The organism is Nocardia mexicana NBRC 108244, from assembly GCF_001613165.1.
Taxonomy (GTDB): domain Bacteria; phylum Actinomycetota; class Actinomycetes; order Mycobacteriales; family Mycobacteriaceae; genus Nocardia; species Nocardia mexicana.
Map to the genome: position 1 here is coordinate 78,817 of NZ_BDBV01000002.1, position 24,402 is coordinate 103,218.

At 71.2% G+C, this 24,402-nt stretch carries 19 protein-coding genes; 9 read left to right on the forward strand and 10 right to left on the reverse strand.

The window, feature by feature from the left end; genetic code table 11:
- The first annotated feature begins 87 nt into the window (after positions 1–87).
- Complete coding sequence (locus NM1_RS01595; protein ID WP_068012961.1) at positions 88–729, forward strand: phosphoribosyltransferase; 642 nt, start codon at positions 88–90, stop codon at positions 727–729.
- 18 nt (positions 730–747) lie between these two features.
- Here NM1_RS01595 and NM1_RS01600 read toward each other — a convergent pair whose 3' ends face one another.
- The 4 genes from NM1_RS01600 to NM1_RS01615 are packed head-to-tail and all read right to left on the reverse strand — an operon-like array spanning position 748 to position 3,902.
- Positions 748–1,506 carry an ESX secretion-associated protein EspG gene (locus tag NM1_RS01600; protein ID WP_068012964.1) on the reverse strand — a complete coding sequence of 253 codons (759 nt, stop codon included), beginning with the start codon at positions 1,504–1,506 and terminating at the stop codon, positions 748–750.
- 45 nt (positions 1,507–1,551) lie between these two features.
- The gene (locus NM1_RS01605) at positions 1,552–2,844 is read right to left on the reverse strand and encodes a PPE domain-containing protein (RefSeq protein ID WP_068012966.1); all 1,293 of its coding nucleotides are present in this window, start codon (positions 2,842–2,844) and stop codon (positions 1,552–1,554) included.
- A 1-nt stretch (position 2,845) separates the two neighbouring features.
- Positions 2,846–3,256, reverse strand: coding sequence for a hypothetical protein (locus NM1_RS01610; RefSeq protein ID WP_068012969.1), 411 nt, complete (start codon positions 3,254–3,256; stop codon positions 2,846–2,848).
- Positions 3,257–3,275: 19 nt separating this feature from the next.
- A complete protein-coding gene (locus tag NM1_RS01615) occupies positions 3,276–3,902 on the reverse strand; it encodes an alpha/beta hydrolase (protein WP_068013028.1) in 627 nt (208 codons plus the stop codon).
- A 198-nt stretch (positions 3,903–4,100) separates the two neighbouring features.
- Between NM1_RS01615 and NM1_RS01620 the strand changes: the two genes are divergently transcribed.
- Positions 4,101–7,757, forward strand: coding sequence for a bifunctional RecB family nuclease/DEAD/DEAH box helicase (locus NM1_RS01620; RefSeq protein WP_068012972.1), 3,657 nt, complete (start codon positions 4,101–4,103; stop codon positions 7,755–7,757).
- 23 nt (positions 7,758–7,780) lie between these two features.
- Here NM1_RS01620 and NM1_RS01625 read toward each other — a convergent pair whose 3' ends face one another.
- The gene (locus NM1_RS01625; RefSeq protein ID WP_068013029.1) at positions 7,781–8,950 is read right to left on the reverse strand and encodes an alanine racemase; all 1,170 of its coding nucleotides are present in this window, start codon (positions 8,948–8,950) and stop codon (positions 7,781–7,783) included.
- 65 nt (positions 8,951–9,015) lie between these two features.
- Positions 9,016–9,495 carry a TetR family transcriptional regulator gene (locus NM1_RS01630; protein ID WP_068012974.1) on the reverse strand — a complete coding sequence of 160 codons (480 nt, stop codon included), beginning with the start codon at positions 9,493–9,495 and terminating at the stop codon, positions 9,016–9,018.
- 403 nt (positions 9,496–9,898) lie between these two features.
- On the opposite strand from NM1_RS01630, the gene NM1_RS01635 reads away from it, so the two are divergent.
- On the forward strand, positions 9,899–10,642 hold the full coding sequence (locus NM1_RS01635; protein ID WP_068012976.1) for a tyrosine-protein phosphatase: 744 nt from the start codon (positions 9,899–9,901) through the stop codon (positions 10,640–10,642).
- Between the two features lie 89 nt (positions 10,643–10,731).
- On the opposite strand, the gene NM1_RS01640 is transcribed toward NM1_RS01635, so the two are convergent.
- Both NM1_RS01640 and NM1_RS01645 read right to left on the reverse strand, forming a co-directional pair.
- Positions 10,732–11,967 carry a class I adenylate-forming enzyme family protein gene (locus tag NM1_RS01640; protein WP_068012978.1) on the reverse strand — a complete coding sequence of 412 codons (1,236 nt, stop codon included), beginning with the start codon at positions 11,965–11,967 and terminating at the stop codon, positions 10,732–10,734.
- Between the two features lie 103 nt (positions 11,968–12,070).
- Positions 12,071–12,865 (reverse strand): enoyl-CoA hydratase/isomerase family protein, encoded by a 795-nt coding sequence (locus NM1_RS01645; protein WP_068012980.1) that lies wholly within the window; start codon positions 12,863–12,865, stop codon positions 12,071–12,073.
- A gap of 98 nt (positions 12,866–12,963) precedes the next feature.
- Between NM1_RS01645 and NM1_RS01650 the strand changes: the two genes are divergently transcribed.
- Complete coding sequence (locus tag NM1_RS01650; RefSeq protein ID WP_068012982.1) at positions 12,964–13,992, forward strand: glutathione S-transferase family protein; 1,029 nt, start codon at positions 12,964–12,966, stop codon at positions 13,990–13,992.
- Positions 13,993–14,066: 74 nt separating this feature from the next.
- On the opposite strand, the gene NM1_RS01655 is transcribed toward NM1_RS01650, so the two are convergent.
- Complete coding sequence (locus NM1_RS01655) at positions 14,067–14,477, reverse strand: VOC family protein (RefSeq protein ID WP_068012984.1); 411 nt, start codon at positions 14,475–14,477, stop codon at positions 14,067–14,069.
- Positions 14,474–15,361, reverse strand: a complete 888-nt coding sequence (locus tag NM1_RS01660) for a helix-turn-helix domain-containing protein (RefSeq protein ID WP_068012987.1) — start codon at positions 15,359–15,361, stop codon at positions 14,474–14,476. The genes NM1_RS01655 and NM1_RS01660 overlap by 4 nt, the downstream gene beginning before the upstream one ends.
- 272 nt (positions 15,362–15,633) lie before the next feature.
- On the opposite strand from NM1_RS01660, the gene NM1_RS01665 reads away from it, so the two are divergent.
- The 5 genes from NM1_RS01665 to NM1_RS01685 form a co-directional block, all read left to right on the forward strand.
- Entirely contained in the window at positions 15,634–16,347 is a 714-nt protein-coding gene (locus NM1_RS01665; RefSeq protein ID WP_068012989.1) for a hypothetical protein, read from the forward strand.
- Positions 16,344–17,285 carry an ABC transporter ATP-binding protein gene (locus NM1_RS01670; RefSeq protein WP_068012991.1) on the forward strand — a complete coding sequence of 314 codons (942 nt, stop codon included), beginning with the start codon at positions 16,344–16,346 and terminating at the stop codon, positions 17,283–17,285. Before NM1_RS01665 ends, NM1_RS01670 begins: the two co-directional genes overlap by 4 nt.
- A gap of 8 nt (positions 17,286–17,293) precedes the next feature.
- Positions 17,294–18,064, forward strand: a complete 771-nt coding sequence (locus NM1_RS01675) for an ABC transporter permease (RefSeq protein WP_147288918.1) — start codon at positions 17,294–17,296, stop codon at positions 18,062–18,064.
- A gap of 115 nt (positions 18,065–18,179) precedes the next feature.
- The gene (locus tag NM1_RS01680) at positions 18,180–21,998 is read left to right on the forward strand and encodes an ABC transporter ATP-binding protein (RefSeq protein WP_068012996.1); all 3,819 of its coding nucleotides are present in this window, start codon (positions 18,180–18,182) and stop codon (positions 21,996–21,998) included.
- 183 nt (positions 21,999–22,181) lie between these two features.
- The coding region (locus NM1_RS01685) for a multifunctional oxoglutarate decarboxylase/oxoglutarate dehydrogenase thiamine pyrophosphate-binding subunit/dihydrolipoyllysine-residue succinyltransferase subunit (RefSeq protein ID WP_157123824.1) at positions 22,182–24,402 on the forward strand (2,221 nt) is incomplete at its 3' end.

The window sequence follows — 24,402 nt, forward strand, 5'->3', positions numbered from 1 at the left end:
CCGCGGACGAGCGGCGCCGGGCCCGCGGGCACGGTTTGCTTTCGGTTCGTCCACAGGAGTCGCCACCGGAACTAGACTCGACAGACCATGATCTATCCCGATCGGGCCGCCGCCGGTCGCGCGCTGGGTGAGTCGCTACTCCACCTGCGAGCGTCGGACCCGCTGGTGCTCGGGCTGCCCCGGGGCGGTGTGCCGGTCGCGGCGGCGCTCCGCGAGACGATCGGCGGGGACCTCGACATTCTGCTGGTGCGCAAGCTGGGTGTGCCGTGGCAGCCGGAGCTGGCGATGGGCGCGATCGGCGAGGGCGGGCTGCGGGTGCTCAACGAGGACGTCATGCGGCACACCGCGGTGACGCCCGAACAGCTGGCCGAGACCGAGGAGCTGGAACGCGCGGAACTGGAACGGCGCCAACGGATCCTGCGCGCCCACGCGCCCCCGATCTCGCCGAAGGACCGCACCGTGGTCATCGCCGACGACGGAATGGCAACCGGCGCAACGGTCGCGGTGGCCTGCCGGATCCTGCGGATCCACGAGCCGCGGCGGATCACGGTGGCGGTACCCGTATCGTCGGCCGAGGCACTGCACCGCATCGAGGAGTTGGCCGACGAGATCGTCTGCCCACTGGTGCCGCGAGTGCTCGGCGGGGTCGGCGGCGCCTACGACGACTTCCACCAGCTCAGCGACGACGAGGTGATCGAGCTGATCAGCGCCGCCACCCGGGACGGCTAGTCGCCCGCCGCTCGAAGTTCACCAATCTGCGGTCTCGGTGACCAGCCGCTCGGCCGCCGCGACCATCGGGCGCAGCTGGGCGGCGAAGGACTCGGCGGTCACCGGGACGATGTCGACCTCGGTCCGGGTGCGCACCGTGTAGCGCCCGTCCCCGGCCACATCGATCCAGCAGAGCACCGCGAGCGGGCGCATGGTCCCGTCGGCGCGGCGCGCCGAGACCACGATCTGGCCCAGGCCGTCGCGCGGCTGCTTCAGCAGCCGCCGCATCCGGGCGGATTCCGTCGGCCCGGCGACCGGCACCGTCACCAGGTCGCGGCTGTCCTCGCGCACCCGGTCCACCGGCGCCGTGCGTCGCGGCCCGGCCCCCGGCACGTTCTCCGGCAGCACCGAAACCACCCGTGCCGCCAGGGTTTTCGGAGTGCCGACGAACAGCCGGACCTCGGCGCCCCGGTCCGGCGTGGCACCGGCCCGCTGCGCCGCGACCACCGTGACGTTCCCGGCCGCGGCCCCGAGCACCCGCACCGGCTGCGGCTTCCCACCCGGGCCGTGCTCGCCGAACACCTCCACCTGGATCGCGGGCCGCGCCAGTACTCGCAGGGCCGACTCCAGGTCGGGGTCCAGGGTGCGGTCGCACCAGTCGTGCAGTCCGGGCAACTGCGCGGCCCGTTCGGCGCTGTCGCGGGCCGACAGCCGGACGGCGAGCGGATACGGGATCCGGTCGCCGTCGGTGCGCTCCCAGGCCAGCGCGAACTGGTCCGGGGTGAGCGTCCATCTCACCGGCGGCGGCCCGCCTCGATCGTCGCAATGTCGTTCATCCCGGCGTCAGTCGTCCTCGGCCCACTCACCCAGCACCGGCGGCGTGGTGGGGTCGAGCTGGCCGACCAGTTCGGTGCCGGGTTCGGCGGGCTCCAGGTAGGTCGGCTCGTCGAAGTCGGCGTAGAACTCGTCGTCCTCGTCGTATTCGTCGTCGTCCCGGGAACGCTTGGGCGGCAGGGGAATACCGGCCCCGGAACGGACGGCGTCGCCGGCGGCGAACGCACCACCCGCGAGACCCCCGACGACACCGGCGCCCATACCGCTCACGGTATCCGTCGCCGGGTCGCGCCGTTGCTCGTGCTCCTCACGCTTGCGCTGGTCGTCGGAGCTCTGGGCCGTGGTGGCCGTCGCGGCCGGGCGGGTCGGCACCGGACCGGACGCGGTGCCGACCGGCGCCGCGACGACCGAATCCGATTGCGACGCAACCGCACTCACCGGCGCAGCGGCACCCGCAGCCGCCGGGCGATCGATTTCCGGCGCGGCGGTGCCGGTTCCGGCGGGGACGGTGGCCGCCGCCGGGGCGGTCGCCGCCGCAGCACCGGGCACGGCGCCGGACGCCACCGGATCACCCACGACGGGCTCGGGCCGCGATGCCTGCGGCTCCGCGGCCGCCTGCGGCCGCACCGGCTCCACGACCGGGCCGGGCGCCGTCGCCGCGCGCAGCCCCGCGGCGGAGTCGGTCGAATTCGGGCCGCCGCCATCGTCTCCCGGCACGGGGGCCGGGGGCTGGGCCGTCGGATACATTCCGCCGTCGTAGAAGGCGGGGACGCCGTTGCCGGTCGGGACGAACGCCCCCGCGTACACCGTGTCCATCACCCGCACCACGTCCTGGCGCAGACCCTCGGCCTGTTTCTGGACCGCGACGTTGAGCGTGGCGCGCTTGGGATCCAGCAGCGCCGCTTGCAGATCCGGCCCCGCGGACACCGGCTTCGCAACGGTCGCGCGCAGCGTCTCGGCCGCGTCGTTGGCCTGCCCGAGCCGCCGCGCGACGTCCGACATCACGTCGGCCACGTGCTGGCCCAGCTCCTCGAACGCCTGCATCGCGGCGACGGCCTGCTGCGCCGCACCGCCGCGCCAACCGTCCGCGACGGCGCCGCGGATCTCGGCATGGGCCTGCTGGACCGCATCCCCGAGGCCGGTGGCCGCGCCCTGCCAGGCCTGCCGTCCGGCGGTCAGCACCTCCGGATTCAGCTGCAGCACACCGCGATAGATCTCGTCGTAGCGCATCTGGTCGAAGACCTCGACCGTCGGCGCGTAATCGGGGTCGGGCGTGCCGGTCCCGGGCGCGTTCCCGGTCATCCTATGCATGGCCGACCCCCACCGTCTCCGTCCCGACGCGGCCGATCGCCGCGGAGACATCCGAACTGTGCTGATCGTAGGCCGCGGCGGCCGCGCGCAGGGTGTGCGCCAGCTGCCGTGCGGCGTCGGCGTACTCCTGCAGGCGCCGCAGACCCTGCGCCGCCTTGTCCTCGAAGCCGCGCTGCAGCGCGCCGCCGGATTCGAAACCACCGAAGCCGGGTAGCGCCACGGCCGCGCGTAGCGTCCGGATCTGCTGTTCCACTTGATCGGCGAGCTGTTCGTAGCGCCGCGCGCAGCGCTCGTGGACGCCGTCGGCGACGAGCACGCCGTCGATCCACAGCCGGCCGTCGTCGACCGCTTGGGTCAGCACAGCGACATCACCGCGCAGGTCCCCGGATTCTTGCGACTGCACCGGTCCCCCTTTCTCGTGGTCACAGCACGGGCGCGCGGCCCGCGACGACGCCCTGGATCCACTCCACGATGTCGGCGGTGACCTGTGTCCGCACCGGTTCGTGCAGCAAATCGTGCCCCGCGTCGGCGTACTCACGCAAGCGCAACCCTACCGACTGCGGCCGTGCCGTCCAGTCCCGAACGGCATCGATAGGGGCTCGGCGGTCGTCTTCGCCGTGCAGCACCAGCACCGGCAGTCCGGCGGGCAGGTCCGGCGCCGGGGTGACCGCCCGGCGCGGGGTACCGGTGAGGACCAGTCCCGAACAGTCGGGCAGCGCCACCAGCGCGGTGGCCGCGCCGAGGGAGTGCCCGGCCACGATCAGCGCTGCGCCGGGACTCTCGGCACGCACCAGCTCGATGAAGGTCCGGGCGTCGGCGGCGAGGTCGGGGAGGGTGCCGGGGGCATCCGGATCACCCTCGCTGAGGCCCTGTCCCGGGACGTCCAGCGCCCAGGTCTCGATGCGCGCGGCGCCGAGTCCTCCGGCGAACAGGTGGTAGTGCCCGCTGTGCTGCCCGGAGCCCGGCAGGAGTGCGACCGCCGCCGACGGTCGGTCCACTCGCCACCGCCGAAAATGCAACCGTCCCCGCACCCCGTCGAAAAACGGCATCCCGCAATCCTTTCCGTGGCTCGTCGTGGAGATCATCATGATCTCGCGCGCCGCGGCGCGAAAATCCGGACCACCACCTGCGACGACACGCCCCCCTCGCGCCACGCCGAACTACCTCGACTGATTACGCTGGGGCGCGACCCGGTACGCAAGGATGCGGCGGCCGGTGCGGGTGTCCGAGGCGCAGGAGGGCCGCGATTGATTCTGGTCGGTGATCGTGTCGTGTGCAGCACCGGCGACCTGGTGGCGGCAGCACGCTGTGAGTTCGCGGTGCTGCGCGCACTCGACGCCGAACTGGGACTGGTGGCGCCGGTGGGTACCGGCGCGGGCGCCGTGCTGACCGAGCACGGCGAGATCGACTTGTCCGGACCCGATTTCGTCCGCATCGCTCCTCCCGAATCCGGCACGGCCGCGGGCTTGGCTCGCGCCCACGAACAGACGCTGGACGCACTGCGCCGCGGCGCGGACGTGATCGCCGGCGCCACCTTCTTCGACGGCGCCTTCGCCGCGTCCTGCGCGGCGCTGGTCCGCGCGGCCGTGGCCGAACGATCTCCGGTCCGGGAATCCGCGGCGGGCGGCGACGCCTTGGAGTTACCGAGCGAGTGGTCCGACAGCGCCGCGATCGATGACCGCGGCCAGGGTCAGGTCGTCGACGGCGATGCGCTGAGTTGCTCGTTCGCGGATGGGGCCGCGTCCGGTCGCGTCGGCGGTGCGTCCGATGGCGATGTGCGGACGCATACGGCGACCCTGGACGCCACCGCCGATAACGCGGCGACCGATAACGCCGCCGGTGACATGCCCGCGGCCCCGGCGGCCGATCATACGGGCGCCGATACCGCAGGCATCGGCGCCACGGTGAGAGGTTCGCACGCCTCGCCCGCCTACATCGTGTACGGATCCGCGCGCGCCGAGGCGCCCACGGCGCTGTTCATCGAACTCGCCGCGTGCGCGGAAGCGGTGCGGCGCAGCGGCTTCCGGGTCGACCCCATGCTGCGGGTGCGGCATTCGGACGGCTCGGAGTCGACCCATCCGCTGGCGGAGGCCATTCGGGTGTACGCCGCGCGGCGGCGCCGGCTGGCGGCGATCATCGAGGCCAAACAGGACGAGCTGCTGCCGGTGCAGTGGGGCGATCGGCGATATCTGGCGTGCGGGCGCTGCGCCACCTGCACCGCCGAGCTGGTGGCGGGGCGCGATCTGCTGCTCGTCGCCGGTATGCGGCCCGCCGTGCGGGCGCAGCTGCGCGATGCGGGCATCACGACGGTGGAGCGGCTGGTGCGGGCCGACGCCGCGGTGACCCGGGTTGCGACCCAGACATTTTCGGCACTGCGCCGCCAGGCCGAGGCACAGGTGCGGCGCGAGCGCACCGGCGAGCCGGTGCACGCACTGGTCGATCCCGCGGCGCTGGCCGCCCTGCCGACCCCGTCGCCGGGCGATGTCTTCCTCACCGTCGCGGGGACCCCGGCCGCCGTCGTCGGCGTCGGGGTGCTGCCCACCCGTGCGCCCGAGGAGGCCGCGGACCCCGCCGACCCCGCCATCCTGTTCCACGCCTTCGGCCTGCACGACGATCCGGCCGCCCTGCTCGAGTTCCTGGCCGAGCGCCAGGAGAACCATCCCGACCTGCGCGTCTACCACTACCGTTCGCCCGCCCGGCCGCTGCTGGCCGAGCTGTGCGCGCGCTGCGGCGCCGACGAGGTGGTCGCCGACGACCTGCTCGGCGCGCTGGTGGACCTGTATCCGATCGTGCGGGCCGCACTGGTCGTCGGCGAACGGTCGTACGAGCTGGGCGACCTGGCGGGCCTGCTCGGCACCGAGACCGCGGTCTCCGATCTGGAATCGGAATGCGCGCAGATTCCGCGGCTGCGGGACCGGCTGCGCGATCTGGCCGCCGACAACGACATCCGCGCCTGCCCGGCGCCGCGGGACACCCCGGCCGAATCGCCCGCCGCGGTCGAGGACGCCCTGCGCGAATTCGCGTTCGACGACCGGGGCGCGGGCGCGCAGACCGAACCGACGGCCGTCGATGCCGCGGCGGGAGAGCCGACATCCGGCGACGCCGCACCGGGCTGGGACGGAACCCGCACTCCCGCACAGCAATCCGCGGCGCTGATGGCCGCCGCCCTGGGCTACCGCCGCCGCGAGCGTCAGCCGCTGCACTGGGCGCACACCGACCGCCTGCACCGGCCGGTCGCCGAATGGGCCGATACACCAGGGGTTCTCGTCGCCGACTGGGGCACCGTGGACACCAAGTGGCACAGCACCGGTCACGGACCGATGCGGCGCTACCTGAAGCTCACCGGGCGGCTGGGCACCGGCAGCGCGCCGCCGCCGGGGACGCCGGTGCTCACCCTCTACGACCGCCCGGTCCCCGGTATGCGCGCCGTGCCCGGCCGCCGCGCCGTCGCCCGCGCCACGGTCCTGGGCTGCGCGCTGGACGACAATTTCGACGATCTCGTCCGCGTCGAAGAGGTGCTGCCGGACGGGTGCGCACCGTACGACGACCTGCCCGTCGCGATCGTGCCCGGAACGCCCGGACGCGACGAGAACATCGAGGCCGCACTGGAAGCCGCCGCGCACGACCTGCTGGTGAGCCTGCCGGAGGTGCCCGCGACCGCCGCGTTCGACCTGCTGTGCCGCCGCGCGCCGCGGCTGCGTTCGGCGGACGCGCTGCCGGAGGTGTTCGGCGATCACGCCGCCGCGGTCACCGCCGCCGTCCTCGATCTCGACGATTCGTATGTGGCCGTGCAGGGCCCGTCCGGCACCGGCAAGACCGATACCGCGGCGCGCGTGATCGAGCGGCTCGTCACCCGCTACCGGTGGCGGGTCGGCGTTGTCGCGCAATCGCACTGGGCGGTCGAGGAGGTGCTCGACGCGCTGGTGCGGGTCGGGGTGCTCCCGGAGCTGGTGGCGAAATCCGATGCCCGCGCGGTCGCGCCGGAATGGCTCTCCATCGATCCGGCGCGCTTTCCCCGCTTCCTCGACAATGCCGTCAACGGCTGCGTGATCGGCGGGCTGCCCGACGATCTCGCCGATGCCGAGCGGGTGCCGCCCGAGGGCCTGGACCTGCTGATGGTCGCCGACGCCGGTCACTTCCCGCTGGCCGATGCGGTCGCGGTGGCGGGCAGCGCGCGCAACCTGCTGCTGCTCGGCGATCCCGCCCCGCTACCGGGGCACGGCACCCATCCGGAACCGGTGCACGAATCGGTACTCGGCAGGCTGGTCGGCGACAACCCCACGCTGCCAACGGAATTCGGGTACTTCCTGGACCGCACCTGGCGGATGCATCCGCGGCTGTGCGAACCGGTGTCGCGGCTGCGCTACGGCAATCGGCTGCGATCTACCGAAACCGTCACGCTGGCACGCGATCTGGAGGGCGTGCCGCCGGGCGTGCGGTCGATACCTGTCGATCACCACGGCAACGGCACGGAATCCGCGGAGGAGGCCCGCGAGATCGTGCGCCGGGTGCGCGCGCTGCTGGGCCTGCCGTGGCGGCAGGGCGCGGTGACCCGCCGACTGCATCCGCACGACATCCTGGTGGTCACGCCCTACCACGCGCAGGCCGCACGCATCCGAACCCTGCTGTCCCGCGCTCGGATCGAGGATGTGCTGGTCGGGACGGCCGAACGCTTCGCGAGCCGGGAGGCCGCCGTGGTCCTGGTATCGCTGACCACCTCGTCCCCGGCCGAAGCGCCGCACGGCATCGACACGCTGCTGTCGCGGCACTGGCTCACCACGGTCGTCTCCCGGGCGATGTGGACCGCGCTGGTCGTGCACTCCCCGCTGCTCACCGAGTATCTGCCCGAGACACCGGAGCAGCTGTCCGATCTGGCGGCGTTCCTGGAACTGGTGGCGCCGTAGCCGAATGCGCAGTGCCGCAACGGCTATCCGAAGTTCCGGCCCTCGCCGCGGTAGGTCGGGACGGTGCTGCGGGTGCCGTCGGTATCGACGATATGGACGCTGTCGAAACGCTCGCACAGCTCGCCCGCCTTGGCATGCCGGAACCACACCCGGTCCCCGATCTCCAGCCCGTCGGCGCCGGTGAGCGGGGTCTGCACCTCACCCGCCCCCTCGGTGCCGATGAGCCGTAAACCTTTGGGCCACACCGGCTTCGGAACCCTCGACCGACCCGCGGGCCCGGAGGCGATGTAGCCGCCGCCGAATACGGTGGCCATGCTGGGCGCGGGGTGCCGCAGCACCGGCAGCGCGAAGAACAGCGCCGGGCGCGGCGCGAAGCTGCGGTAGCCGTCGAACAGCGTCGGCACGTACAGCCCCGAGCCCGCGGTCACCTCGGTGACGCCCGGACTCGCGACGCTCACCTCGATGGATCCGCTGCCGCCGCTGTTGACGATCTCGAGTTCCCCCGCCACCGACCGCACCGCGTCCAGCACCTGCCCGCGCCGCTTGCCGATCTCCGCGGCGGACGCCCATTTCACCAGCCGCACAGCGGGATTGGTGTCGGGCAGACCGGCGATCTGGGCCTCGTAGGTCATCAGGCCGACCACCCGGAAACCGCGTTCGATCGCGAGTCCGGCCAGCCGCGCCGCCTGCTCGGGGGTGCGGATCGGAGACCGGCGCACCCCCAGGTGCAGCGGACCGATCCGCAGCGAGGCGTCCACGTCCAGACATACCCGCGGCGATACCCGTTCGGTGCCGACCGCGGTCTTGATGAGATCGAGCTGCGCCGGATCGTCCACCATGAGCGTGATGGCTTTCCGCAGCGTCTCGTCCGCGCCGAGCTCCGCCAGCGCCGCGCGGTCCACACTCGGATAGCCCAGCAGGATGTCGCGGGCGCCGTGGCGCGCCAGCCAGACGGCCTCGCGCAGCGAATAGGACATGATCCCGGCGAATCCCCCGGAGGCCGTCAGCTCGGACCCGAGCACCTCCTCGAGCACGGCGCGGCAGCGCACCGATTTGGCGGCCACCCGAATCGGGAGGCCGCGTGCGCGCCGCACCAGATCGGCGGCGTTCGCGCGCAAAGCGGCCAGATCCAGGGCGGCCAGCGGCGGGTCGACGTCCGCGGTGCCCGCCTGCAGGCCGGCGATCGGCGACAGATCTGTCACACGGACCACTCAACCACGGAACTGGTCATGCGTCCAGCTTTTGGCGTAGGCGGGAACTATCGATCCACCGCCTTGGTGGACAGGCTCGAGACCAGATCGTCGAGCACCACCAGGGTGGTCTCGTCGTCGCAGTCGGCCAGCCAGCGCAGCACCGTCCCCTGCATCACCGCCACCGCGTAGGCCGCGATCGCCTCGACCGGCTCCAGCCATTCGCTGTTGGACCGCTCGGCGCACAACCGCAGAAACGCCCCGACCTCGGCATCCAGGTCCCGGAACAGCGCGGCCACCGCGGGGTCGGCCACCGGGTCGGTGCGATCGGCCCACTGCCGGCGCAGCGCCTCGATCGTCGACTCGTAGGTGCGGATCTGCTTGTGGGGCGCCGCCTTGATGGCCGGCCACAGCGCGCTGACTCCGGCGTGCAGCAGAACCCGCAGCGCACGTGTGCCGGTGCAGTCGATGGCGGCGGCCGCCTTCTCGACGGCCTCCTCGACAGTCGGCCGCGGCCGAACCTCGATTATTTCTCCACTAGCGCTCAACGACGACTCCCTCGGGCGAAAGGCCGCGCACCTCGCCTGCGCGGCTCGCTCAACGGGTTGCAGATCCTCACTGATCGCACCGGGCATCGACCCGGTCGACCCGTTCAACAACCATCAATGGTAGAGGGTTTTCGGGGATCGCGACCAGGTTCGATGGGTGTTTCCGGACTGAAAGAATGTTTTGTTACCCCTCCGGGACTGGTCCGACATCGAACGGAGACCGGCGACCCCGCGGGTATGACCCGTAACCGACAAGACTCTACGCGTTCACGTCGACGGGCGCCGCCCGGCTGTGGCCGATCACACAGACCCCCTACCGGGCCGCTCCACCGATGCTGCAGGTTCGCCGGTTCGATCGAAGAACGACACCGTGGCGATACCACCGCGCCGATAGCCTGGATTTGTGACCATCGCGCGCCCCGACCAGTTCCTGATCTCCGGCACCTTCAACTATCGCGACGTAGGGGGTGTGCGCACCGAACTCGGCCCGCGCGTACGCACCGGCGCACTGCTGCGGTCGGCGCAGCTGTGCCGACTCGACGTCGAGGGCCACGCGACGATGCGCGACCTCGGGATCGCCGCCGTCCACGATCTGCGCGGCCCGGAGGAGATCCGGCACCTGGGCGCCGACGTCCTGCCGCACGACGTGCGGTTGGAGCTCACCCCGTTCGACTCGAAGATCGGCGAGCAGCCACCGCACGAGGTGGTGCACGACGAGCCGTGGCAGGAAATGCTGCACGTGTACCGGTCCTTCCCGGCCATGCCGGAGGCCGGGGTCGCCATCACCGCGATCGCGCGGTCGCTGGTCGGCGGCGACGGTGCCGTCCTCGTCCACTGCGCCGCAGGCAAGGACCGCACCGGCTGGGCGATCGCGACCCTGCTGCGCGCGGTGGGGGTCGCCGAGACCGACCTGCTCGACGACTATCTGCTCAGCAACGAGGCCATCGACGCGCTGCGCGCCGACGTGGCACACAATTCCGAGGGCCGGGTGAGCCTCCCGCTCGACGTCCTGGGCGTCGCCCCGGATTACCTCGCCGCGGGCACCGACGCCATGCATCAGCTCTACGGCGGCCTCGACGGCTACCTCACCGCCATCGGCTTCACCGACGACCTGCGCGCCGCCCTGCGCGACCGCCTCCTCGAGTAACCACCCGGGCACACGCACCCCCTACGTGTCCCCGCACCCGCTACAGCGCCCGCAGGGAGTGCGGGAATACGCAAGGGGTGCGCGAAGGCTCAGTCGGCGCGGTGGACGAGTCCGTCCTCGTCGATGTCGACCTGGTTGCCGGTGTGGAACCAGGAGCCGGTGAAGCGGGACTCGGTGGTCTCCGGATCGTTCCAGTAGCGGGGCGTGACATTGGGCCCGCGGCAGAGCAGTTCACCGTGACCCGCGGCGGCCTGCGGGCCCCACAGCGCCAATTCGGTACCGCCGAACGGGAATCCGAGCAGGTCGCACCGGGGAGCCTCGCCGCCGTCGGGCAGCGCCAGGCCGATTCCGCTGGTCTCGGTGGCACCCCAGACCGACCACTGCCGGGCCAGCGGGAACACCTCGCGCAATGCGGCGGCCACGACCTCCGAGGTGCCGGGATCCGTCGCCGCCAATTCTGCGCGGTGCCCGGCGCTGCAGACCTGTCGCACGCCCTCGGCCCGCAGTCCGGCCAGTTCGGGCAGCAGACCGGCGAAGATGCGGGGCGTCGCCGCGACCGTGTCGATGCGCTCGGACACGATGGCCTCCGCGATCAGCGTCGGATCCGGGGCCAGCACCACCGTTCCACCGACGGCGAAGGTCGGCAGCAACTGGTCCACGCAGCCGCTCGCGTGCGCCAGCGGCAGCAGCACCAGATTGCGCAGACCGTCGGTGGGCAGGTCCAGCGCGCCCACCATCGATCGAACCGCGGACAGCAGGTTCTCGTTGGTCAGCTCCACCCCCTTGGGCGGGCCCGAATCCTCCTGGGCCACCGCGCCGCTGGTGTAGCACAGCAGCGCCAGCTCGCTCAGCGAGGCGCCGTCGTCGATGAATGCCGCGCCGTCGGGGAAATCCGCGCAGCCGGGCCCGCCGAGCACGAAATCCGTGCTGCTGTCCGAGAGGAGCTGGGCCGCAATATCGTCGGGCAGTCCGTCCTGCACCAGCACCGGCACCGCGCCGGACAGCAGCGCGCCCAGGAACGCCTGGATCCAGCGCGCCCCCACCGGCATCCGCACCGCAACCCGGTCGCCGTAGCCGATGCCGTGCTCCTGCAGCCCACCCGCGATCCGCGAGGCCGAATGCCACAGCTGCCGGTAGGTCAGCCGCGGGCCACCGATCTCCACCACCGCCTCCCGGCCCGAGAAGGCGTGCACCTGCACGTCGAGTAGCTCGGTGAGTGCGGGATTGAGGTTGCCGTAGCGCAGCACTCCGTCCGCGCCACGCGCAAGAGGGTTGTCACACCACGGATTTCGCGATTGCGGATATTCGACCAGGAGCTGCGCCATAGATCCCTCCGAGCGCCTCGATTCGGCAGGCACCTGTGACTATATGACGCAGATCACAAACTCGGGCGGATAGCGGGCAAACGTGTCCGCACCGTCATACCGGTCACTTCCCGGTATAGGTGGCCTTACCCGGTCCGACCTCCAGGAAGCTGCGCACGGCGCCGCGCAGATCTTCGGTGCCGAACAGCGCGCCGGACACCTCCGGGGTCACCGAATCCGCATGCGCCACACCGCCGGAGCGCCACGCCCCCACGATCTGCTTGGTGGCCGCGTGCGCGCGGGTGGGGCCTTCGGCCAGCTTGGCCGCCAGCGCGCGGGCGGCGGTGTCGACGTCCTCGTGCACGGCGTTGACCACACCCCACTCGGCCAGCTCGCCCGCGCCGTACAGGTCGCCGGTCATCACCAGTTCGCGGGCGCGGCCGGACCCGGCGCGTTCGGCCAGCCGCTGCGGGCCGCCCATCGAGGGCGTCAGCCCGACCACCGTCTCGACCAGGCCGAACTTCGCCTTCGACCCGGCCAGCACGATGTCACAGGCCAGCGCGACCTCGAAGGCGGCGGTCAGGGTCAGGCCGTGCGCGGCGAACACCACGGGACACGGCAGGGCCTCCAGCGGATGGATGATCCGCGCGAACAGGCTGCGCCACAGCTCGGCGCCCTCCTCCGGCGACAGCCCGTCGAAGACGTGCACGTCCACGCCGCCGGACACCATCTTGCCCTCGGCGCGCAGCAGCACCGCGCGGGGCGGATCCGCGCTCAGCTCGGCGATATCGGCGGCCAGCGACTCCATCAGCGCCTGGTCGAAGAGGTTCAGCGGCGGGTTGTCGATGGTGAGGACGGCCAGCTGCGCCCCGTTGTCGGTGTCGACGCGTTCCAGGCGGGTGGGTTTCGAATCGCTCATCGGCCGAATCTATCCAGGTGCCGCCGCCGCAGGGAACACCCGGGCCCGAACGAGTCGGGGACGACGGCGGGACATACGGCGCGATCTGCGAAACTAGGATGGTGAGCACCTCGTCGTCCGACAGCGCCACCTACATCGAGCCCGGGGAATTCAAGCGGGACACGAACTACATCACGACCCGCATCACCGCCGACGGGCGCGACGGGTATCCGGTCGAACCGGATAGATATCGCCTGGTCGCCGCGCGCGCCTGCCCGTGGGCGAATCGCACCCTCATCGTGCGGCGGCTGCTGGGCCTGGAAGAGGTGCTGTCGCTGGGGCTCTGCGGGCCCACGCACGACAAGCGCAGCTGGACATTCGATCTCGATCCGGGCGGCGTGGATCCGGTCCTGGGCATCCATTTCCTGCGCGACGCCTACTTCGCGCGGTTCCCGGACTACCCGCGCGGGATCACGGTCCCCGCGGTCGTGGACGTGTCGACCGGGCAGGTCGTCACCAACGACTACCCGCGGATCACCCTCGATTTCTCCACCGAGTGGACGCGATTCCACCGGCCCGGGGCGCCCGAGCTGTATCCGGAGCCGCTGCGCGCGGAGATCGACGAGATCGACCGCCGGGTGTACACCGAGGTGAACAACGGCGTCTACCGCTGCGGTTTCGCCGGCGCCCAGGACGCCTACGACGCCGCCTACGACCGGCTGTTCACCGCGCTGGACTGGCTGTCCGAGCGCCTGGCGCGGCAGCGCTACCTGGTGGGCGACACCATCACCGAGGCGGATATCCACCTGTTCACGACCCTGGTCCGCTTCGACGCGGTCTATCACGGCCACTTCAAGTGCAACCGCAACAAATTGACAGAGCTACCGGTGCTGTGGGCCTACGCCCGGGATCTGTTCCAGACGCCGGGCTTCGGCGACACCGTCGATTTCACCCAGATCAAGCAGCACTACTACATCGTGCACGCCGACATCAATCCCTCCGGCATCGTGCCCAAGGGCCCGGACCTGGCGAACTGGCTCACCCCGCACGGCCGGGAGGAGCTGGGCGGCAGACCCTTCGGCGACGGCACCCCTCCCCCGCCGCCCAGGGAATCCGAGCGAGTCCCGGCCGATCACACGGTGGGCTGATCCCGACGGCTCGGTTCCCGCACCCCGCGCGTGTTCCCGCACACCGTGCAGCCGGACGAGGGATGTCAGCCGTCCTACGCCCCGGCGTAGGTGCCGAAGCTCCAGTAGACGCCCTCGGGATCGCGGCAGCTGAATCCGCGCGAGCCGTAATCCTCCTCGCGCAGTTCCGTGGTGATGGCGGCGCCCGCGGCCTTCGCGCGCTCGTACACCTCGTCCGGGTTGTCGATGACGATGTACACCGAACCGGCGCCGGGCGAGGGAGAACACGACGCCATGCCCTCGCGCTCCGAGCCGAGCATGATGCCGCCACCGCCCGGCCAGCGCAGTTCGGCGTGCTCGACGACGTCGCCGTCGCCGTAGCGGGCGGTCTCGACGAAGCCGAACGCCTTGCGCAGGAATTCGATCGCCGCGGGGGCGTCACGGTAGGTGAAGGTCGGCCACATCGGCGCGGTGGTGATGCTGGTTTCGCTGACTGTCTCGGTCATGTGGCCGAGCCTTCCAGCGGCAGCCGCTCCCGGTCTTGGACGAATGGGAACTGCTCGTTGGCCAGCCACGTCGACGGTGGCATGCCCGCCAGTTCGCGCCATTCCCTGGCCATGTGCGCCTGGTCGTAATATCCGGCCGCCGCGGCGACCTCGGCGATCGACAGATCGAGCCGGCGCGGGGTGTACACCGAGAGTCCGGCGGCGGTGGCGACCGATCGCAGCAGCCGATGCGAGAACTCGAAGCGGGCCAGCCGGGCGGCGTCCTTCGGGGTGATCCCGAACTCGGCGACGAAGCGGCTGCCGAGATACCTTCGGCTCCAGCCGATCTCGGTGGCCACGTCGGCCACGCGGGCCTGCCCCGATCCGGCGGTGAGCAGCCGCCACGCGTGCCGCAGGTTCGGATCCATCGCGGTATCGGCGACCCGGCGCAGCAGGATCTCGTCCAGGATCGCGAACCGCTTCGGCCAGTCCGAGGTGGCCGACACCCGCTCGCGCAGCTCGGGCACGTCCGCGCCGAGCAGATCGGCGAGATCGATCACCCACGATCCGAGCTCGGCCACCGGTACCCCCAGCAGGGCCCGCGCACCCTGCGGCGTCACCTCCAGCTGGATGCCGTGCTGGAAGCCGCGGTGCGCGATCGAACAGGGCCGCACGGTGAGACCGCTGGCCATCGTCTCCCAGGTGCCCGGCGCCTGCCCGGGATGGGGCGACACCGGGATGTCGAGCGGCTCGTCGATGGTGACGATCACGGTGAGATCGGTGCCCGGCATGCCGATATGCGTGCCCGGGTCGAAGCCGCGCATCAGATACCCCTGGTAGCTGCGGACGAATGCCCGCAGCCGCGGATCCGGCAGCCCCCGGGCGCCCTCCGAGACACCACTCACGCAGTCCAGATTAGGCCGAGCGCCGGAACCCGCGCGCTGTCCGGCTCGTTCTCGGGTGGAAGAAGACGCCGCCGTGGCGACACGGGCATGCCTGCACTATCTATGGATATACAGACCATATGTAAACCACGTAGGTTTGCGGCGCGGCTCGGTTTTCAGCGGCCTCCGCGTACGCGACGAAGGAGCTAGCGGAGGCCGCTGAAAACCGAGCCCTCGGGGCGCCGCAAACCCGCGGCGCCCGAGGCGACGCAATAGACACAGAGAGGTTGCCGATGTTCAAGGGCGGTGCGGAGAAGGCGGTGAAGGCACTGCTCGACAACGGGGCGCAGCTGCAGGCTCCGGCCGTCGCGAAGTACGTCGACCGCTTCCGGCGGACGCACCCGGACGAGAGCCCGGCCCAGATTATCGAGCGGATCGAGCGCATCTTCCTGACCACGGTGACCGGCAGCGGCACCGCGGTCGGGGCGACCGCCGCGGTGCCCGGGGTCGGCACCGTCGCCTCCCTGGCGGCGATGAGCGCCGAGACCACGTTCTTCCTGGAGGCCTCGGCGGTGTTCACCCTGGCCGTGGCCGCGGTACACGGCATCGCGCCCGACGACAAGGAGCGCCGCCGCGCCCTGGTGCTGGCGGTGGTGCTGGGCGAGAGCGGGATGCAGATCGTCGAGAAGAACGTCGGCCATTCCGCGAAGAACTGGGGATCGCTGCTGGCCAACCAGATTCCGGGCATCCGCAATATGAACGAGTCGCTGATGAAGCGGTTCATCGTGCAGTTCATCGCCAAGCGCAGCGCGCTGATGTTCGGCAAGGTGCTGCCGGCCGGAATCGGCGCCGCCGTAGGCGGTTTCGGCAACCGGGCGATCGGAAAGCACACCATCGCCAATGCCCGCCAGGCCTTCGGCCCGGCCCCGCTGACCTGGCCGAGCCCGATGGTGATCGACGCGGATCCGCTGCCGGCGCTGGACGACAAGTCCCCCGGGCAGCAATGAGCACGGCGCAGCCACCCGCCTTCGCCGCCGCCGGACTGACCAAGCGATTCGACGCCGTGAGCGCGGTGCGCGAGGTGAGTTTCACCGTGCCCGCGGGCACCACCGCCGCGCTGGTCGGCCCCGGCGGTTCGGGCAAGACCACCATCGTGCGAATGCTGCTGGGACTGCTGCCGCCGACCTCGGGCGGCGCGGCGTTCGGCGGCAACGGATCGGAGGCCCATCGGCCGCCCGGGTCGGTCGGGGCGATGCTGCAGCCGCGCGGACTGCATCCGCTCCGCACCGTGCGAGGTCAACTGCGCGTCTACGCCGCCGCCGTGGGCGTCTCCGATGACCGGGTCGACGCTCTGCTGGAGCTCACGAGCCTGGAAGCCGTTGCCGGAGAACGGATCCGCACCCTTCCGGCGGGCGTGCAGACGCGGCTGGCCCTGGCGATCGCCCTGCTCGGCGATCCGCCGCTGCTGGTCCTCGACGACCCGTTCACCGGGCTCGAACCGCCCGAACGCGGCTGGCTCGGCGACTACCTGCGCAGACATGCCCGCCGCGGCGGGACCACGCTGCTGACCTCGCAGAGCCTGGCGGCGGTGCTGCCGGTGGCCGACCAGTTGATCGTGCTGGGCGGTGGTTCGGTGGTGTATCAGGGCAGTCCGCGCCGGCTGCGGCGCAGCCATCCCGATCGCCTGGTGGTCGGCGTATCCAGTGCGATCGCGCTGGCGACCACCCTGGCCGCGCAGGGCTTCACCGATACGGTGATGCGCGCGGACGGCCGCCTGGCCGTGGCGGACGCCTCGCGGACGGAGATCGAGGCCGCCGCGTCCACCGCCCGGGTGCAGCTGACGGAGATGATCCCCGAACCGGTACACCCCGACCGGGTGCTGGCCGCGCTCACCCGAACCGCCCCGCCCGTCCAACCTCCGATGCCTTACGGGACGCCACCATGATTCTGACCGTGCCCACGGACGTGAGCCGGGCCGCCACCGTCGAGATCCGCAAGATCACCACGCTGCGCGCGGGCTGGATGCTGATCCCGGTATGCGCCGCGATCGGGTTCGTGGCCACGGCCGTCACGGCGATCACCGGCACCGGGCCGCAGAAGGATCAGGCGCTGGCGACCGGCACCGCCAGCATCGGCATCTACCTGGGTATAGCGACGGCGCTGGTCACGGGCGCGGTGTTCGCGGCGCTCGGGTCGGGCGGCGAGTATCGCTTCGGGAGTATGCCGCTGACCGCCCTGTTCACCCCCGATCGCGACGTGCTGTGCGGCACGAAACTCGCTGTGGCCGCTGGCTATTCGCTGCTGCTCGCGCTGGCTGCGGAGGTGGGCGCCGCGCTCGCACTGGCGATATTCGGACGAGACGAGATCGAGTTCGGGCTGCGGCTGGCGACCGTTTTCGGCGGTGGCCTGCTGGCGCCGGCGTGCTGGGGCGTGATCGGCGCGAGCCTCGGGTTGCTGCTGCGCTCCGCGGTCCCGGCGATCGGCGCGATGGCCGCGTGGCTGGTGGTCGTCGAGCCGCTGCTGTGGGTGGTCATGAACGGAATCGGCGTTCCCGGTTTCGCGGCAATGCTCCCCGGCTCGGCGACCGTCGGCACGGTCGCGGTCGACTCGTTCCCGAAGAGCCCGTTCCTGCCGCCGAGCGCGGCCTCGGTCGTCGTCCTGCTGCTCTGGGCCGCGGCCGCCGGTGGCGCGGCGTGGTGGTACCTGCGCGAGCGCGAGATCTGAGCGGTCCCGGCGTACGCCGGGACGACGGGGAGATTTCGGTGGCGTGAGTGCGAGACGGGCCGCACAGCCGCGGGAACAAAGTGGTGTCGGTGGGCGTCGGTAGTTTCGAACTCATATGACTGACGCCGACGCCACCGCACAGCGCGGCCCCGGGTGGATACGCCGACTGTGGGCCGCGTGTCGAGCGCACCCGAAGCTGCTGACCGGCGTTATCGCCGCCGTGATCGGTGGCGCGCTGGCGGAGGTCGCCGCGCCGCTGGCGGCCAAGCAGGCGCTCGACAGCGCGCGCGTCGGCGATACGCGGGCCATCGGCGCGATAGCGATCGTGCTGGTGCTGCTGGCGGCGGCGCGCTTCGCGGCCGCGTACGGGCGGCGATGGATGGCCGGCCGCCTGGCCCTGGATGTCCAGCACGGGCTGCGGGTCTCGCTGCTGACGGCGCTGCACCGCTACGACGGGCCGGGCCAGGACTCGCTGCGCACCGGGCAGGTGGTGTCGCGATCGATCACCGATCTGCAACTGGTGCAGGGACTGCTGGCCATGGCGCCGCTGTCGGCGGCCTCGCTGCTGATCTTCGTCCTGGCCGCCGCGGTGATGCTGGTGCTGTCGCCGCTGCTGGCGGTGGTGGCGCTGCTGACGGTGCCCGCGCTGGGCGTGGTGGTGTACCGCACCCGGCCGCTGCTGCACGCGGCCACCTGGTCGGCCCAGCAGCGCGCCGCCGACCTCGCCCAGCACGTCGAGGAGACGGTCACCGGCGTCCGGGTGGTGAAGGGCTTCGGGCAGGAGGGCCGGATGGTCCACCTGCTCGAGGGGCACGGGCGGCGGCTGTACTCGGAGCGAATGCGGGCCGCGCGCATCGACTCCCGGTTCGCGCCGACGGTGGCGGCGATCCCGCAGATCGGCATGGTCGTGGTGATCGCGCTCGGCGGCACGCTGGCCCTGCGCGGCGTGATCGGGGTGGGCACGTTCCTCGCGTTCGCCGCGTACGTCACCATGCTGGCCTCGAGCACCCGCATCGTGTCGAACGTGATCGTCATGGCGCAGCTGACCCGCGCCGCCGCCGAACGCGTCTTCCAGGTCATCGATTCGGCGCCCGCCGAGACCGACCCGCCCGACCCGCAACCGCTGCCCGACGGCCCGCTCGGCATCGAAATGCGCTCGGTCACCTTCGGTTTCGACCCGGACCGCCCGGTGCTGCGCGACTTCGATCTGTCCGTGCGGCCCGGCGAGACCGTCGCGATCATCGGCCCCGCCGGTTCCGGAAAGTCCACCCTCGCACTGCTTCTGCCCCGCCTGTTCGCGCCGGATTCCGGACGCATCGCCCTGCGGAGCAACGAATCCGAGGTGGACATCGCCGATGCGCGGGCGGCCGATCTGCGGGCCGCGGTGAGCGTGGTGTTCGACGAACCGTTCCTGTTCTCCGACACCGTCGCCGCCAATATCGCGCTGGGCCATCCCGATGCCACGCCCGACGAGATCCGCCGGGCCGCCGAACTGGCCGCCGCCGACGGATTCATCGGCGAACTGCCGGACGGTTACGACACGATGGTCGGCGAGCGCGGCCTCACCCTGTCCGGTGGTCAGCGCCAGCGACTGGCGCTGGCCCGCGCGCTGCTGGCCGACCCCCGCATCCTGATTCTCGATGACGCCACCTCCGCGGTAGACGCCGTCACCGAGGCCGCCATCTTCGACACCCTGCCGAACGACAACGGCCGCACCACACTGATTCTCGCCCACCGCGAGTCCACCCTCGCCCACGCCGACCGCATAATCCGCCTCACGCCCACGAATTCGACCGACGACCCCGGCCCCCTCTGGCCCGAACCCAACGAAACCACCTCGACCACAATAGATTCCGGCCAAGAGCATGCCGGAAATGCGGGCGGTGACGCCGCGCGAGAGCCAGCCCGAAACGCGGGCAGTGACACCGCGCAGGAGCGTGCCCGCGTGCGGAAGAGGGTGCCGGGTGCCGACGGGAACGGCGTTGGGGCCGAGTCAGGCAATTTCGGGGATGGCGATGTGCCGCCCGAGATTCGGGGCGACCTCGCGCGGCTGCCCGCGGCTACGGAGATCCCCGGGCTCGATGATCGCGGGCTGGAGCGACCGGAGCCGAATTTCAAGCTGGTGCGGCTGCTGAAACCGGTGCGGTGGCTGCTGCTGGCCGTGGTGACGATGCTGGCCGCGGATGCCGTTATCGCCGTGGCATTTCCGGCACTGACCCGGTACGCCCTCGATGACGGGGTGGCCGCGGGGAGCGCGCGGGTGCTGGCGGTGGCGGCCATCGGCGGGGCCGTGCTGGTGTTGCTGAGCTGGGTGGTCGAGGCGGGCGGCACGCTGCTGTCGGCGCGCGGTGGGGAGCGGGTGCTGTACGGGCTGCGGGTGCGCAGCTACGCGCACCTGCAGCGGCTCGGCCTGGACTACTACGAGCGCGAGCTGTCCGGCCGGATCATGACCCGGATGACCACCGATATCGACGCGCTCTCGACGTTCCTGCAGACCGGCCTGGGCAACGCGCTGATCAGCATCGGCACGGCCGGTGGCATCGCGGTGGCGCTGCTGATCATCGATCCGCGGCTGGCCGCCGTGGTCTTCGCCACCCTGCCGCCGCTGATCGGGGCGACCCTGATCTTCCGCAGGGTATCGGCGGCCGCGTACTCGGCCTCGCGGGAGCGCGTGGCCACGGTGAACGCGGACTTCCAGGAGAATGTCGCCGGACTCCGCGCCACCCAGGCCTACCGGCACGAACCGCATGCGGCGCAGCGCTTCACCGGCTACTCCGACGCCTACCGCCGCGCCCGGATGCGGGCACAGCGCGCCATCGCACTGTATTTCGCCTTCGTCGTCGCCTGGGCCGATCTGGCGCTGGCGGCCGTGGTCTACGTGGGCGCGCGCGAGGTGGCGCACGGCACCACGACCGCGGGCACGCTGGTGGCCTTCGTGCTGTACCTCGGCCTGCTGTTCAGCCCGATCATGCAGCTCTCGCAGGTGTTCGACGGCTATCAGCAGGCGCGGGTGGGCCTGCGCCGGATCGAGGCGCTGCTGCGCACCCCGTCATCGATCGCGCCCGATCCGGCCGACGCGGCCGACGTCCCGGAACGGATGCGCGCCGACGTCGCCTTCGACGACGTGAGCTTCCGGTATCAGGACGCGAAATCTCCTGCCCTGGAAAAAGTTTCGCTGCGCATCCCGGCCGGAACCACCCTGGCCCTGGTCGGCGAGACCGGCGCGGGCAAGTCGACGATCGTGAAACTCCTGGCACGCCTTTATGATCTGCCGCACAGCGACGCCGGTCGAGACATCGCCGGAGCGATCCGCGTCGACGGCGTGGACGTGCGCGACTACCGCCTCGCCGACTACCGCGCCCGCCTCGGCGTCGTCCCGCAGGAAGCTCACCTCTTCACCGGCGACGTTGCCAGCAACATTGCATTCGGGAAACCTTTCGCCACACGAGCACAGATCGAACGGGCCGCCGCGACGGTCGGAGCGCTGGACATGATCGCCACCCTGCCCCGCGGCATGGGGCAGCCGGTCGGCGAGGGCGGGCGCGGCCTGTCGGCCGGGCAGCGCCAGCTCGTCGCCCTGGCCCGCGCCGAGCTGGTCGACCCGGACCTGCTGCTCCTGGACGAGGCCACCGCGGTACTGGACCCCGACAGCGAGGAGAAAGTACTGGCAGCGAGCAGTTCGCTGGTGCGCGCGGGAACGGGCCAGGGCCGCACCGCGGTGATCGTCGCGCACCGATTGGCGACGGCCGCCCGGGCCGATCGCATAGCCGTCGTGGACCGCGGGCGCATCGCCGAGATCGGCACCCACGACCAGCTCGTCGAGGCCGGGGGAATCTATTCCCGACTGTGGTCGGTGGCACGCTCGGAGGTAGGAATATTCTCGACTCCGGACGGGTCGTCACATATGAGGCTGGGTCTGTCCGGCAGTCGATAGGCGCCTCGCGGCACGCACCACGGGGATGGAGGCGAAAGCTTTGCGCAATCCGAAGAAACCCGCGGAGACCGCCATGGGGCGCTGTGCCGAGCCTGGGCCTATCCTCAGAAAGGGCGCATCGGCATGCAACACGCCGATTACCCGTGCCGAGCACGTCACAAACGTCGCAGCGCAAAGAACGAAATGAGGCGAACACCTGCTGTGAGCAGCTCAACATCCCAGTTCGGACAGAACCAGTGGCTTGTCGACGAGATGTACCAGAAGTACAAGCAAGACCCGTCGTCTGTCGATGAGAGCTGGCACGAGTTCCTGGCCGACTACACGCCGGAAACGACGGGCGAGACCAACAGCTCGGGCCGGGCGGCGGGTGTTGACGCTACGCCGGTCGCAGGCACCGCAGCAGCACCGACGAACGCCGCGCCCGCACCGCAGGCGCCCGCCGCCGCGCCCGCACCCGCGCAGGCGCCGGCGGCCCAGAACGCCACTCCGCCCGCCCCGAAGGTGAACACCGCCGCCTCCGCGGCCGCCGCCCCGCCGCAGGCGCGGGCACCCCAGACCACCCCGGCCCCGGCCTCCAACGCCGCGCCGACCACCGGCGCCCCGAAGGCCGCCGAGTCGGCGGACGAGGCGAAGGTGCTGCGCGGCCCGGCCGCCGCCATCGTCAAGAACATGTCGGCCTCGCTGACGATCCCGACCGCGACCAGCGTGCGCGCCATCCCGGCGAAGCTGATGATCGACAACCGCCTGGTCATCAACAACCACCTGGCCCGCACCCGAGGCGGCAAGATCTCGTTCACCCACCTGCTGGGCTACGCGATCGTGCAGGCGGTCAAGTCGTTCCCGAACATGAACCGCCACTTCGCGGAGGTCGACGGCAAGCCGAACGCGGTCACCCCGGCCCACACCAACCTGGGCCTGGCCATCGACCTACCCGGGAAGAACGGCAACCGCACACTGGTCGTCGCGGCCATCAAGAACTGCGAGACCATGACCTTCGCGCAGTTCCACACCGCCTACGAGGACATCGTCCGCCGCGCCCGCGACGGCAAGCTGGGCGCGGAGGACTTCTCCGGCGTCACCATCTCGCTGACCAACCCGGGCACCATCGGCACCAACCACTCGGTGCCGCGCCTGATGGCGGGCCAGGGCGCGATCATCGGCGCGGGCGCCATGGAGTACCCGGCCGAGTTCCAGGGCATGAGCGACCAGCAGCTGGCCGAGATCGGCATCGGCAAGCTGATGACGCTGACCTCCACCTACGACCACCGCATCATCCAGGGTGCGGAGTCCGGTGACTTCCTGCGCACCATCCACCAGCTGCTGATCTCCGACGAGTTCTACGACGACATCTTCCACGGCATGGGCGTGCCCTACGAGCCGGTGCGGTGGCGCAAGGACATCAAGGAGCGCGGCGTCGACAAGAGCGTCCGCGTGCAGGAGCTCATCGCCGCCTACCGCAACCGCGGCCACCTGATGGCCGACACCGATCCGCTGCGGCTGGTGAAGGACAAGTTCCGCAGCCACCCGGACCTCGATGTCACCCAGCACGGCCTGACGCTGTGGGACCTGGATCGCGAATTCAACGTCGCGGGCTTCCACGGCCAGGAGCGGATGAAGCTGCGCGACGTGCTCTCGCTGCTGCGCGACGCGTACTGCCGCCACGTCGGCGTGGAGTACACCCACATCCTCGACCCCGAGCAGCTGGCGTGGATCCAGGAGCGGGTGGAGCAGAAGCACGCCAGGCCCACTGTCGCGCAACAGAAGTACATCCTGAGCCGGCTCAACGCGTCGGAGGCCTTCGAGACGTTCCTGCAGACGAAGTACGTCGGCCAGAAGCGCTTCTCGCTGGAGGGCGCGGAGTCGGTCATCCCGATGATGGACGCCGTCATCGACCAGTGCGCCGAGCACGCGCTCGACGAGGTCGTCATCGGCATGCCGCACCGTGGCCGCCTGAACGTGCTGGCCAATATCGTCGGCAAGCCCTACTCGCAGATCTTCACCGAGTTCGAGGGCAATATGAACCCGGCCGCCACGCACGGCTCGGGCGACGTGAAGTACCACCTCGGCGCGCACGGCACCTACATCCAGATGTTCGGCGACAACGACATCGAGGTGTCGCTGACCGCCAACCCGTCGCACCTCGAGGCGGTCGACCCGGTGCTGGAGGGCCTGGTCCGCGCCAAGCAGGACCTGCTCACCAAGGAGGACCTGGTCACCAAGGGCGAGGAGGCGCGCACCTTCTCCGTCGTGCCGCTGATGCTGCACGGTGACGCGGCCTTCGCCGGTCAGGGTGTGGTCGCCGAGACGCTGAACATGTCGGGCCTGCGCGGCTACCGCGTCGGCGGCACCGTGCACATCGTGGTGAACAACCAGATCGGCTTCACCACCGCGCCGGAGAACAGCC